Origin of the sequence: Borrelia maritima (assembly GCF_008931845.1) — a bacterium.
Classification (GTDB): Bacteria; Spirochaetota; Spirochaetia; order Borreliales; family Borreliaceae; genus Borreliella; species Borreliella maritima.
Map to the genome: position 1 here is coordinate 152,785 of NZ_CP044535.1, position 14,200 is coordinate 166,984.

Annotated in this window: 12 protein-coding genes; 7 read left to right on the forward strand and 5 right to left on the reverse strand. The window is 27.6% G+C overall.

The window, feature by feature from the left end; translation table 11 throughout:
- Positions 1 to 14 precede the first annotated feature (14 nt).
- On the reverse strand, positions 15 to 2,714 hold the full coding sequence (gene secA / locus DB723_RS00740) for a preprotein translocase subunit SecA (RefSeq protein WP_151551410.1): 2,700 nt from the start codon (positions 2,712 to 2,714) through the stop codon (positions 15 to 17).
- 61 nt (positions 2,715 to 2,775) lie between these two features.
- On the opposite strand from secA, the gene DB723_RS00745 reads away from it, so the two are divergent.
- The 6 genes from DB723_RS00745 (at position 2,776) to alr (ending at position 7,612) form a co-directional block, all read left to right on the forward strand.
- Positions 2,776 to 3,912 (forward strand): LIC_12708 family protein, encoded by a 1,137-nt coding sequence (locus tag DB723_RS00745; RefSeq protein ID WP_151551412.1) that lies wholly within the window; start codon positions 2,776 to 2,778, stop codon positions 3,910 to 3,912.
- 42 nt (positions 3,913 to 3,954) lie between these two features.
- Complete coding sequence (locus DB723_RS00750; RefSeq protein WP_151551414.1) at positions 3,955 to 4,383, forward strand: hypothetical protein; 429 nt, start codon at positions 3,955 to 3,957, stop codon at positions 4,381 to 4,383.
- Between the two features lie 3 nt (positions 4,384 to 4,386).
- Positions 4,387 to 4,803, forward strand: a complete 417-nt coding sequence (locus DB723_RS00755) for a hypothetical protein (protein WP_188093253.1) — start codon at positions 4,387 to 4,389, stop codon at positions 4,801 to 4,803.
- A 150-nt stretch (positions 4,804 to 4,953) separates the two neighbouring features.
- Positions 4,954 to 5,745 (forward strand): S2/P23 family protein, encoded by a 792-nt coding sequence (locus tag DB723_RS00760; protein ID WP_151551416.1) that lies wholly within the window; start codon positions 4,954 to 4,956, stop codon positions 5,743 to 5,745.
- 23 nt (positions 5,746 to 5,768) lie between these two features.
- A complete protein-coding gene (locus DB723_RS00765) occupies positions 5,769 to 6,443 on the forward strand; it encodes a BB0158 famile outer surface lipoprotein (protein WP_151551418.1) in 675 nt (224 codons plus the stop codon).
- A 47-nt stretch (positions 6,444 to 6,490) separates the two neighbouring features.
- Complete coding sequence (alr, locus tag DB723_RS00770) at positions 6,491 to 7,612, forward strand: alanine racemase (protein WP_151551420.1); 1,122 nt, start codon at positions 6,491 to 6,493, stop codon at positions 7,610 to 7,612.
- Here alr and DB723_RS00775 read toward each other — a convergent pair.
- Positions 7,604 to 9,211, reverse strand: a complete 1,608-nt coding sequence (locus DB723_RS00775) for a hypothetical protein (RefSeq protein WP_151551422.1) — start codon at positions 9,209 to 9,211, stop codon at positions 7,604 to 7,606. The genes alr and DB723_RS00775 overlap by 9 nt on opposite strands.
- Before the next feature lie 75 nt (positions 9,212 to 9,286).
- Here DB723_RS00775 and DB723_RS00780 point away from each other — a divergent pair, with 75 nt between their 5' ends.
- Positions 9,287 to 9,454, forward strand: coding sequence for a hypothetical protein (locus DB723_RS00780; RefSeq protein ID WP_002556760.1), 168 nt, complete (start codon positions 9,287 to 9,289; stop codon positions 9,452 to 9,454).
- A 26-nt stretch (positions 9,455 to 9,480) separates the two neighbouring features.
- Here the strand turns inward: DB723_RS00780 and DB723_RS00785 are convergent, their stop codons facing one another.
- The 3 genes from DB723_RS00785 to DB723_RS00795 form a co-directional block, all read right to left on the reverse strand.
- Positions 9,481 to 11,232 carry a hypothetical protein gene (locus DB723_RS00785; RefSeq protein WP_151551424.1) on the reverse strand — a complete coding sequence of 584 codons (1,752 nt, stop codon included), beginning with the start codon at positions 11,230 to 11,232 and terminating at the stop codon, positions 9,481 to 9,483.
- A gap of 81 nt (positions 11,233 to 11,313) precedes the next feature.
- Positions 11,314 to 12,300 (reverse strand): calcium/sodium antiporter, encoded by a 987-nt coding sequence (locus tag DB723_RS00790; RefSeq protein ID WP_151551426.1) that lies wholly within the window; start codon positions 12,298 to 12,300, stop codon positions 11,314 to 11,316.
- A 27-nt stretch (positions 12,301 to 12,327) separates the two neighbouring features.
- Positions 12,328 to 14,172, reverse strand: coding sequence for a putative glycoside hydrolase (locus DB723_RS00795; protein WP_151551428.1), 1,845 nt, complete (start codon positions 14,170 to 14,172; stop codon positions 12,328 to 12,330).
- Between the last annotated feature and the right edge of the window lie 28 nt (positions 14,173 to 14,200).

A 14,200-nucleotide genomic window follows, 5' to 3' on the forward strand; every position in this document is an offset into this window, starting at 1 on the left:
AAAAACCTCCTGTTTTAACTTTTGCCATGACAATTTTTATATTTTTTCCCACTCCCACAATAACAAGGCTCATTTCTGCCTATTTTAGGGGAACTTCTAACCACTTGAACATTAGAAGAGCTTTTATTTTCATTAATCACAATTCCTGAAAGTTCTTTGTGGATTGAATTAATATTTTTAGACTTCTTTACTGACCTAAAATCAGAAGACCTGCTATCTAATTTTAACTGAAGAACACGCCTTATGGTAGAAACTTTAATGTCTTTAATAAGCTCGCTAAATATTGAAAACCCTTCTTCTTTGTACTCTGTAATTGGATTTTTATTAGCATAAGATCTTAGATAAACAGCTTCCCTTAAAGAGTCTAAATTTGCAAGATGCTCTTGAAATTTAAAATCAATATTTTTTAAATATTCATATCTTAAAAATCCATTAAAAAGATCCTTACCAATTAAATCTTCCTTCTCGTCTAAATTTGCCTTTGCTATTTGCATTAACTTAGCCTTTAAATCAAGAGAATTAATATTTTCAATAGGACCAAGACTTTCAAGCATATATGCAAAAATTGAATTTACTTCATTTAAAAAAACATTTGTAACTACGCCACTTTTTGTCCCTTCAAGCAAAAAACTGAGATATTCTTCCAAGGCAATAAGAATACGATCTTTAATAGCTGTATCTTCAAGAATAGAATTTCTCTGGGAATAAATAAAATCTCTCTGCTTTGTAATAACATCGTCATACTCTAATAAATGCTTTCTAATTTCAAAATTTCTGTCCTCTACTCTTTTTTGAGCATTAATCAAAGATTTAGTTAAAAGAGAATGTGTAATAGGTTCTCCAGTTGCCATTCCAAGCCTACCCATTAATGACCTCAGGCTGTCTCCAGCAAAAAGACGCATTAAATCGTCTTCAAGAGACACATAAAATCTTGAGCGTCCAGGATCACCTTGTCTTCCGCTACGCCCACGAAGCTGGTTGTCTATTCGCCTTGATTCGTGACGTTCACTGCCAATAACATAAAGCCCACCAAGACTTTTAACCTCATTATAGTCTTTTAGATAATTTTCTCGTTCATTTTTAACAGCCTCTTGAAATTCTTCAAGGCTTACATTAGTCCCAATTTTTTTTCTAACCCTATGCTCAATATTGCCCCCAAGTTTAATATCCGTGCCACGGCCGGCCATATTTGTTGCTATTGTAACCGCATATTTTGCTCCAGCCTCAGCAATGATAAATGCCTCTTGAGAATGATTTTTTGCATTAAGAACTTCATGCTTAATCCCTCTATTTCTAAACATAGCTGATAAAATCTCGGATTTTTCAATAGAAACAGTTCCTACTAAAACCGGTTGACCCTTCTTGTAAGTTTTATAAACCTCATCTGTAATCGCATTAAACTTAAACTCTTCTGTATAATAAATGGTATCATCCTCGTCTATCCGCGCTAACAATCTATTTGTTGGAACTACAACTACATCAAGATTATATATTTTATGAAACTCCTTAGCTTCTGTATCAGCTGTACCTGTCATGCCAGAAATTTTATCAAACATTCTAAATAGATTCTGGAAAGTAATAGTTGCCATAGTCTTATTTTCATTAGCAACTCTAACTCCTTCTTTAGCCTCAATAGCTTGGTGAAGCCCATCGGAGTATCTTCTCCCCGTTAAAACTCGACCAGTAAATTCATCTACAATCTCAACCCCAGAATCACCAACAATATATTCTCTATTTTTTAAAAAAAGCAAATGCGCTTTCAAGGCTTGAGTCATATAATGAACATAATTAAAATTTGAATCGGTATACATAGAGCCATTAATAATGCCCTTAGAGATTAAAAGCTGTTCAAGATTATTAAACCCCTTAACAGTAAAAGAAACTCTTTTGGATTTTTCATCAATAGTATAATCACCATCAAGGTCATCTATTTCTAAAGGGTAATCGCCTGTTTTAGAATCCTTGGAACATTCCTTTAAAAAGGGTACAAGAGAATTAACTTCAAGATAAGCATTGGTGTCGCCCTCAGTAGGCCCTGAAATAATCAAAGGAGTTCTTGCCTCATCGATCAAAATAGAATCAATCTCATCAATAATACAATAATTAAACTTTCTTAAAGATTTTTCATTCAAGTCATAGCGCATATTATCCCTTAAATAATCAAATCCAAGTTCATTATTTGTAACATAAGTAATATCTTTAGCATACTGAGCTTTTCTTAGCTCATAATCCATATTAGATAAAACAACCCCGACACTAACACCCAAAAGATCGAAAACCGGCTTCATCCAATTGGAATCACGCTCTGCAAGATAGTCATTAACAGTAACAACAATAACCCCATCTCCTGTTAAACTATTTAAATAAGCCGCTTGAACTGATGAGAGAGTTTTTCCTTCTCCTGTTTTCATCTCTATTATTTTGCCCTTGTGAAGAGCAAGCCCTGCAATAATTTGAACATCATAAGGCCTTTCTTTAAGGCGCCTTCTAGCAGCCTCTCTAGAAAGAGAAAAAGCTCTCTCTAAAATACTCTCTAAAGAATTGCCAGATTTTAATTCATCTTTAAGCTTTTCTGTCTCTTTTGGAAAATCTTCATCTGCTAATGATAATGCCCAACGTTCAAGCTTATTAATATTTCTTAAAGTTGGAAGATAATCTTTTAAATCTCTTTTAATTTTTGAGCCAATAGTTGTCTCAAGTACTGCTTTTAACATGTTAGGTATTAATTCTCCTAAATAATTGACTTGAAGTCATTTTAAATAATAATATAAAAATATGAAAAAACACTATAAATCTCTTATACTAAGCTTGCTTTTTGCAATTATATCATGTAATACTAAAACTTTAAATGAACTAGGAGAAGAGCAATTTAAAATACCATTCGGATCACTTCCTGGTGCAATAATGCCCTTGGATGACAAATTCACAAATTCAAAATTTGATATCAAAACATATAATGGGCTAGTATACATCGCAGAAATAAAAACAAACAAATTAATGATTTTTAACTCATACGGAAAACTAATACAAACCTATCAAAATGGAATATTTAAAACAAACCCAGATTTAAAAATAAAAAAAATAGATTTTGAAGGAATTCAAGCAATATATCCACTAAAAGATTTTATTATTGTCTCAGACAAACTAAATAATAAAAAATCAAAATTCAATCAAAAGGAAAATATTGCCTACTTTATGAGAATATTAATACTAAACAAAAACTCGTCTGTAGAAATTTTGGGTCAAGAAGGTTTAAACGGAACACCATTTCCACAAATTTATGATGTTAATGTTGATGAAAATGGCAACATTGCAATAATATCAATATATAGCGAGGGATATATAATATATTCTTATAATAAAGAATTTTCTCCGCTTTATAAAATTTACGTGAATAAAAACCTACTAAACACAATAGACAATCCAAAAAAAAAATACAATATTTCAATAGATAAGGTTTTTTTTGAAGTTAACAAAAAAACTCTTTATGTGAAAACCACTTACTATGAAAACATTGGAGATAATGAAAATATAAACGATCTTGGAATTAAAATTAAAGATCAATATATTTATAAAATGAGTTTAAAAAAAAATAAAGAATTAGAAGTAATAAGCAAAATTGCCCTTCCTAAAAATTTACTAGATGATAAACAGGAAAGCTTTATCAATATTATAAAAATACAAAAAGACAAAATAATAGCATCTACTAACATGAAAAATTTATCTAATAATTTAATATGGAAATTGGACAGCAAAGGTTTAATTAAAGAACAAATAGCTTTAATCGAGCCTAGAAATTTAATATTTCTCTCTGAAAGCTTATCTAAAGATGGAATACTTAGCATACTTTATGGCGGAAAAACTGGTGTTAGTGTTTACTGGTGGAATCTAAACACTTTATTAAAATTATAATCATAAAAAGATTAAACTTTAAAGGTTAAATTTTCAAATTCAATGAAAAAGATTAATTGCAATCAAAAAATAGAAATCGAATATCAAAAAAAGATGAAAAAACATATCATTATTGGAATAATCTTTGTTATAATTCTTTTATTTTTTAAAATTTTACTAATTCCCATACTTCAAAATCATGAGAAAAATAAAAACAATATCAAAATGACAATAAGCTACAAACAAAAAAAAAATAGATTATCATTAAAAATGAGCATAAAAACAAAAACACTCTCTACCCTTGGAAAAGCCAAACTGGATATTTATCTAGACAATAGATTAATTGAAAGCCAAATGCTTTATATAAGCAGCAAAAACTTTACAACATATGCTAATATAATATATCAAAATGAAAGTTTATTAAGTATAATACTAAAGAGCAATGATAATAAAAATGTTTTTTATAGTAAAAGAATAAAATCTAGGGGATAAAATATGATACAAATATACTTCATGTCTGTTTTGCTTAACATTTTGGGAGGAATAATACTTGCATTTCCAATATTAATAGAAAAAATAAAATTTTTTAAAATTTTTGAAGATTTTGTAAATTTAATAAACGATAACAAAAAGGTAAAAAGCATTTTTGGATTATTATTTTTAATAACTAGTACCCTTGAAATAATCAAGCCCTACAAATTGCCAATAATTGGAAATCTAATTCCAGCTATAAGTTTATTTTTAATTGGATTTATCTTGTTTTTAAAACAAAAATTACCTACAGAAGTTCAAAATAATAAAAAATATGGAAAATTTAAATCAATACTTGAAAGCAATCAGCAATTAATTGGCATTATATCAATCATTATTGGAATAATTCATTTTTTAGCAGCAGAAATACCTTTACTCTAAGATTAAAATAAAGATGTAATTATTAAAAAATAAAACTACTAAAAATCAGCTTGACTTTCGTATAAGCATTCTATATTATTACTATAATTTAATGTAATTTTAATTACTGGCCCAATAAGGGCCATAAATGGTATAAGGGAAAAAGATATAATGATATTTAGAACATATAAAAATTTGAAATTTATAATATTGCCTATGATAATACTGGGTTGCGCTTTTTTTAAAAAACCACAATCTGTACAACAAGACAGCAATACTGGAAAACCAATAAATGATGATAAGTTACATTCATTAAAAAAACCACAATCTGCAGAAGAACAAGAAAGCGATACTGGAAAACCAATAAGCGATGACAAATTACATTTAATATCGGGCAAAATTTTGAATAAAAAATTGCCAATCGTAAATGGCAATCATGACGTAACTTGGATAAAGACAAGGGCAATGACAATCTTGGATGAATATGGAAAAGAAATACCAGAATTCAAAAATAAATTTGGATATTCTTATATACTGTCTCCCATAAAACTGGATGATGTACATAGTAATTTTGTATCACTATTAATACTTTTTGAAACAACTAAAAATGGAGATAAAGAATATGAAATCGAAGATATTAAATTTGTAACAGCTGGGTCTACATTAGAGCTTAAAAATTCCCTTCTAGTTGTTGAAAACTCACAAGAAGAAGGATATGTTAATGCATACCCATTTGGAATATTGATGAGCGACGACATCAAAAATGCTTTCAAATTAACATATAAAAATGGTCAATGGAATTATATGCTTGCAAATTTAACCGTCAAAAACAAACTTACTCAAGAAACTAAAATTTATAAAATTTCGCTTAATTCAAAATTAATTATTGAATTTTTAAAAGAAGTACTAAAAGAAAATCCTGTCTTAAAAGACATAGCTGGAGATTTATTTGAAGATATATAATACATAACAAAAGGAAATATTTTATGAACATTAAAAAATTTATTTTAACCGTAATAATTCTTTCTCTAGCTAAAAATATTTTTTCTAAAAACGAAATTAATATCTTCGAAAATGAGAACTATATTGTAAAAGAAAATATAAAAACAACAATTAAAAAACTAAAACAAAGTTTTTTACTTGCATCTGTTGATATTGCCATTAGCCAACCTTACATGGAATTAGTAGATTTGAATGGAACTCCGATAAAAGAACTTGCCGGGGTTAGCTATTCATTCATAAATGCATTTTCAAAAATTGGATCTTCTGCTATTATTTCATTTGACCTATCAGACGAAGCTTCTAAAAAATACAAAATCACAAAATTAGAATTTTTAAGTCCAGATAAAGGCAATTTTATTGATCATCTAAGCAGCCTCGTCAGTGGAAAGCAGAAATCAAAAAAAGAACTTGCAAAAGACGCTTATTCATTTGGCACATTACGAACTGACTCTCTCTCAAAAACGATAGCAGAATATTATAAGGACAGCAACTGGTATTATATTTTGGCAGCAATAACGGTAGAGGGTAATATAGGTAAAGAAACTAAAAGATACAAAATTAGAATTAACCCTAAAATATATAATGATTTCCAAAAAAAATTGAGATTGCATTTTAAAAGCACCCAAATAAATAAATTTCCAATACCGATTATTGAATAAATCACAAATTAACAGAAAAAAGAATTTTACTTCTCTAAGAACACTAAATATATGATAATAAAAGAATGAGCAGTAACAAATCAATAATAATAAATTTAAATAATTTAGAGCATAACTTAAATTTAATTAAAAATAAAATCGGTGAAAAAGAAATAGTGGCTACCTTAAAAGGCGATGCGTATGGCCACGGACTTATAAATATCTTTAAATTTTTAAAAGCAAAAAAAATAAATTATTTTGGACTTTTCAATATTGAAGATGCCAAAATACTGAAAAAAATTGATCAAAGCACAAAAATACTGATGTACATTAAAGTGGATAAAAAAGAAATTAAAAATCTAATTAAACTTGAGCTATTACCATTTGTTGCTGATTTTGAATATCTATTTTTAATAGAAAAAGAATGCGCATTACAAAAAAATAAAATAAAAGTTCACTTAAAAATTGATATTGGCATGAATAGATATGGAATAAAAATAGATGATAATACCCTTGAAATGGCCACATATATTCAAAATTCAAAATTTTTAGAACTAGATGGGGTCTGCTCGCATCTACCAGCAACAGAAAACTTTAAAACCACACAAGAACAAATAGAGCAATTCTTATTTTTTTTAGAGACACTTAAACAAAAAAATATAAATCCAAAATTTGTCCATATTTCTAATTCGGGACACATTGTCAACTACAAGCTAAGTTCACAATTTAATATGGTAAGACCAGGTCTTATTCTTTACGGTTATTATCCATCACTAAAAAACAAAAAAAATCTCCCAAATTTTAAACCCGTATTGAACTTATTTTCAAAAGTAATATTTATAAAAAATGTAAAAAAAGGTGAAAAAATTTCATATTCAGGTTCATTTCAAGCCAAAGAAGATATGAAAATAGGAATTATCCCAATTGGATATTTCGATGGAATCCCACAAAATATAAATAATAATTTTTATTTTTTAATAAAAAATAAAAAATGTAAAATAAGGGGGAAGGTTTGCATGAATATAACAATAATAGAAATTCCTAAAGACTTGAAAGTTAAAACGGGTTCAAAAGTAGAAATTGTATCAGAAAAATTAAGCATAGACAAAATGAGCAAATTCTCTAAAAGAAGTCATTATGAATTACTATGTAATATAGGAAAATACGAGAACAGAAAATATTTATATTAAATTGCCCAAAGAATCATATTTTTGAAAATCTATTAAGTTGCCCCTAGCATCATAAATCCACTTATAAATTGCAAATCCCCCAACATCATCTCTTAATCTTAAATCCGGACCATGATTTGATTGTTTTGAAATTTTTCCAAATTTATTGTATTCATATTTATAAAAACTAACTCCATGAATATCATCTTGCAGTTGTCCCAAGCTGCCAAAATTTTTCTGAGAAACGAGCCTATTTTGCTTATCATATTCATATAAATATTCAAAAACAAAATTAGAATCAGCAACCAAAGCTCCATCCTTAGAATAATTTTTCTTTGAAATCATATTACCATTAGAATCGTAGCTAAATTTATATTTTGAAACGCCTCCAAAATCATCTACTGGATTAACAAAATCCCCACCAAAATGTTCTTGAGCAATCAAAAATCCTTCTTTGTCGTAAGAGTATCTGTAAATCATCACACCTTTAACATCGGCTATTAAATTAAAATTTTTATCAAAAAAAATATTTTCTATTAAATAAAAATTGTCATCATATTTATAACTATAAATAGCAATGCCTTTAAAATTGTCCATTATTTCATACTTTTCTTCATAAACAGTTGGAATATTTCTATTATAATTTTTGTTAATTTTGTTGCTATAGTTTATTATCCTTTTTTCATTATTTTGGATATAAAAAATAGTCTTCTTCATGGCATACCCATTTTGGCTGATTGTTAAATTATTATTATTGTCATAATTATATTCTTTGTAATAACAATCTTTCTCTTTCAAATAATATTCATAACGATAAATTGCCACATTATTTTCATCGGGAGTCAAATTGTTATTAATGTCATAATTTAAAATCTCAATAACTTTTCCATCAACATCATAATGATATATTTTAGTAGCTACAGAAAATGGATTTGAAACAGTGTGAGCTGATTTATCAAGATATTCCTCTTTAATTAGATTATGGTTAGCATCATAAGTTAATCTAAACCCACAAGTGCCATTTTTAGATCTTACAATATAACCATTCTCATCGCAATATAAAACCGTTTTAACAAATTTAGCATGATCATAACTAACCTTTGTAAAATATACATTATTCAAATCTTTAATTTGAATCCCTGTTTCATTAAATCTGTAAACACTGTATTCTCTCTCATTATCATATAAAAAATGATAATAAGAAACATCATATCTATCTCTAACCATTTCATTAGACTTATTATAATTAAAAATATTTTTAATCCTACCACTACCATCACTCATATACTCTATATGCTCAATGTAAACACCATTATTATTTTTAAAAGCAAGTCCCCTATTTAAAAATATACGTCTTTCATTGTTCTTAGATCTTTCTATTTTAATTTGATTTGCATTAAAAAAAGAAGGCATTAAAATGCTAAGCTTGCCAATATAATCAACTAAAATAAGATTATTATTGCGATCATAAGTGAATTTATATCCATACTCTTCCTCAGACTCTTCTTTTGTAATCTCATATTTGCCTACTATATTGTAATTAATAGAATAATCTGCAAACCTATAGTAAACTTCTTTTGAAAAAAGAGAAGTACTCACAAAAAATATTATAAATAACATGAATAAATTCCTTGATAAATCAAAATTATTTTGATAGATTTTATTATACAATAAATCTATCAAAAGGAACTTAAAATGGCAAAAATTTCTAAAAACGCCCAAAGAGTGGGGTCAAAAGAACTAATAAGTAGATGGGGAGGAAAAATTATAATGAAATCTAAATTTGAAAATGGAAAAATAAAGCATTATGCAGAATGCCAAACTTCAAAAAATACAGCAAGAAAACCGAAGGATTTATTTTAACAAATAAATCCACTTAGTTGCAAGCACTATTTTTTTTGTATTCTATCACTAAATTTAACCCATGCCTCGTCTTGCTCTTGCTTTGTATAGTTTTTATTTACTGCTTGCTTAGAAGGTGTTGTGCCTTTTTTAGGAAAAGAATTTCTAACTTGCGCTTTTATTTCTTCTCTTTGTTTTCTAATTTTTTCCAACTGTCTTTTAACTCTTTCGTTTGAATCAAAAAGACCACTTCCACTTTTATTCAAACCAGCTCTAAAATCTAACCTGGACAAAGCCTCTTTATAGCTTTGGTGTTTGCCTGTCAAAAACAAAAGAATTCTTTTAAACAAACTTAACTCTTTATAAGCAGCATTCAAAAGTGAATACAAATCAAGTTTATATATTTTATATAAAGGTAGCAATTCACTACTATTCTTAAAATATTTCGCCGCTTCAACTTTAATCAGATCCTTAATATGAACTTGAACACTTTGGGTTTTATAAATTCTTCTGTAATGAGAAACAATAAGGTCAAGAAATTTGACTTTATTTTTTAAGCAATACTCATTCATAATATATCTAGATACCAATCTATTTATAACTCCTTCTAAGCCTTCTTCCGTAAAAATAGAAGAAGAATCATCTCCAAAACTAAGAATTTTAAATATAATAACCTTCAATTCGCTATTAAGAAATTCTAAAACCTTTTCATATTCCTCTAGAAAAAACTCATATGCAAAGGGTTTGTACAAGTAAAAATTTTCTTTTACTTGAAATATCTTTGGCAAGATATCATTAATTTTAGATTCAAAAAAGTACATATTGGAAACTAATAAAAAATTTTCAGGATCGTTCAAGCCTTCAGAATAAACTTTTAAAATACTAAAAAATTCTTCTTTATCAATTGGGCCTTTTTTAAACTCTAAAGTCTTTTCAATTGATTTTAAAGATTCATCAATTTTAATAGCTTCTACAGCTTTAAGCTCTTCTAAGTCTTTTTCATTTTTAATAAAAAGATTAAGAAAATTCAAAAAAACAAAATAATTTTTTGAAAAAGTGATTCCCTTCTTGCCAAGAACTTCATCCTTAATTTCAATCATGCCAGAGAGAATCTTGGAAATAGCAGCAATAATATTCTTACCCTCTTCCAAAACTCTCTCATAATCAATAAGCTTTAATCCTTTTATTCTAACGAAAACATCTTTTACAACATTATTAGAAGCAATATTAAAAAATATTTTTTTTACAAATTCAATAAAATATAAAGCCCTGCTCGATGGAATTATTAATGATTTCCAAACCAATATTTCTTTCAGTCGTGACTTTGTTTCAAAAAATTTGTAATTAATATCTGAATCTGTAATAGTTATAAATTCATTCTGAAAAACCAACAAATTAGATTCTATATTCTTAACAGTAAGCAAAGAACTAAAAAGCTCTATTCCTATATAGGTTTTCAAAAATAAATCTTCAATAGAGTAATAATAAAAATCATAGCTGGCCTCATCGGTCAAAATTATGCTATCTGGTAAAAATTCTCCGCTTGGTGCTATTTTATTAGTAATTATTCCTCTTTTAACTTCATAAAGCTTGCGAAATAAAAAATCCAGCTCCCCTTTTAAACCTCTTATTTTTACAGAATGCTCTTCTATAAAAGAAGAATAATCTATAGAATCCTTTTTATAAGACAAAATTGTTTTCAAGATTGATTTTTGGGTATCAGAAGATATTCCTAGCTGAGAAATTAAAATATCTACTTCTTTGCTACTCATATAAAAAATTTCTGGTAATTTTTTCATACTGTTCCCTTATATTACATTTAAATAATAAAACATATTACATTAAAAATATATTAACAAGCTAAAATTAAGATCAAATAATCAATAAAAGTTAAATAACATTAAATTATATAAAATATATAAAAGTAAAAAAATCAAAGAAATGCCTCTACCAAAAACCCCTTTAAATTTAACCACTAAAAATAAAACTAAAGTTATAATCACCATTATACTAAAATCCACAATATAAATATCTTGCAACAAGATAGGCCTGAAAAAACTACTGCTAGCTAAAATAAAACCAATATTAAAAATATTGCTACCAATAATATTCCCAAATGCAATGTCTACCTCTTTTCTGATTATTGCAAAAAGAGATACAACAAGCTCTGGAACACTTGTTCCAAAAGCTACAACTATAATTCCAATCAACTTTTCACTAACATTAAAAACATTATTGGCAACATAAAGAGCCCCATCCACCAATAATTTTGACCCCAAATAAAGAAAATACATGCTAATAAAAAAACTTAATACATTTAAAAATATAAAATTTAAACCATAATTTAAATGGCTTACACCTTCTTGAAAAGAATTTTCCAAACTTGCATGCGCTTTTTCTTCTTTATAAAAAAATAATAAATAGGATAAAAACAAAATTAAAATACTCAATGAGCTGAAACGATTATAAGGTATTACAAAAAAAGAGTAAGATCCAAAATCAAACGAAAGCAGCAAAAGAAGAAACATTAATAAAAATAGAAACATAAAAGAAAGCTTAAGCCTTTTAAAATCTGCCTTAATTCTTAAAAAGAATCCCGCTAAAGGCAAGGCAAGCAACATATTAATAATATTACTACCAATAACATTAGAAACAACAATTTCATTTTTACCCTTAAAAGCCGCTATTAGACTTGTAAAAAGCTCTGGAGCACTTGTTGAAAAAGACACTATTGTAACTCCTATTAAAAGTGTTGGAATTTTTAAACAAGTAGCAATGCCAACTGAGCTTTTTAAAAGCAAATCACCGCCGAGATATAACAAAAAAATACCAAACCCTAGATAAAAAAATTGGATTAAATGTTCCAAATGAATCTCCTTTATAAGAAACAATAATTAAAAAGAATCTAAATATTCTTTTAAACTTCCTTTAACCATATAATAAACATTAGATGCGTTCCAAAGACTAAAACCGCTGCTAAAAGACTCTTTGACGCCTTTGAGCTGAAACTTTAAATATTTCAAATAAATCTCGTCATCCACAAACCTTTCTTTTCCCAACAAAAAAGCTTGAACATAAGGCCTAATAACAACCTTATCTAGAGAAAACACAAATGCTCTATCGCCTCCCTCTTTATAAATCTTATAAGCTCTTTTTGTATAATAAGAATTGCTTGGTAAAAAATCATCGGTATAGTGCGAGGGATAAAACATAGGGGATACAACGTCAACATAATCTGATAACATTGAAATATTTTGCCCAATACTATTGGTAGGAAACCAACCATTGTATCCATAAATATCAACAGAAATAGGAACATAAAGCTGTTCTCTTGCCATAACCAAAAAAGATTCAAGAGCATCAACGGGCAACATCTCATACTTATTTATTCTTGAGGTCGCAAGAGATACAGGACCATCTGATGGAAATCTAATATAATCAAATTGTATCTCATCAACTCCAAAAGATTGTATTTCTTTTGCAATAGAAATATTATACTCCCAAGTAGCAGGAGAAAAAATATCTACCCAATGCTCTAATTGCACATATTTCACAAGACCGCTAGAATCAACCTTTTTAATAAAATTAGCCCAAGGTTTATTGGTCCTTTTATTCCAAAGAGCATGCTTAAAATTATCATAATAATACAATTTTGCATCTTTAAATACAACACACCTAGCAATAACATAAATTCCAAGCTCTTTAGCTTTTTTAAGAATATAAGAAACATCAATCAAGTTTTTAACAGCTTTTAACTTATTGGGCAAAGAAAGCTTGCTAGAATAAGTTAAATTTCCACTATCATCTTTAAAATCAATTACAACGGCATTCATGCCTGAATCTTTAATAAATTTAAATCTTTCATCAACTGCCCTATTATCACGCAATGTGTATGCTGTTAAATAAATAGACCCTTTGTTTTTAGCAAGCTGCATCCTTTGTGATTTTTCAGCAAAATCCTTATCTTGTAGAGATAATTTTCCAACAAATGTCCATTGCCCATTAAAATAAGAATAAAAATGATTATCATATGTTCTGACTAAAATTTTTTCCACATTCTTGCTAGATAAATCTAAAATACGTATTATTTGCTTTTTAAAAGGAAAAGATATTTTTTTAAGAAATCCCTTTTTCTGACTAATTAAAAAAATATCTCCATAAACTCCAGAAGAAAAATATAAATTATTTACATCTTCTTTTGAAAATTCAACAGCACTAATAATATCATAATACCCTGCGCCCAGATAAATCTGAGGAAGTAAACGATTTAAATTTTTAAAACTAACAGCTCCATCAATGCTTAGATAAATGCCATGAATCGCAGTTCCAATAGCAATACGCTTATAATCTCCTTGAGAGAAAGCACTTGATGTAATATACGCACTACTGTTAAATTTGCTAATTCCAACCAATTCCCTAAAATTCTTTGAATAGTCATAAGAAACGTAAAGATTATTGCTTGTAGTTAAAAATGAACTTGAAGAATAAATATCCTCATAAATAGAAGTAATCCGACTGGGGGTAAGCCCATGAAAAGGGTAAATCCACCTAGAATCTATACCATTAACTTTAACTTTAGTTATTTTCCCATTAATATTTTTACTTAAAAATCCTTTATGAACAAAAAATAAACTATATTTTTTAAAAAATTCTTCATCGGTTAATGAAAATACACTAAAAACTTTAAAAGCAAAAAAGAAGAAAATAACTATCCAATAGATAAAAATTTTCATGCACATTAATACATGATACTTGCAAATCAAAAAA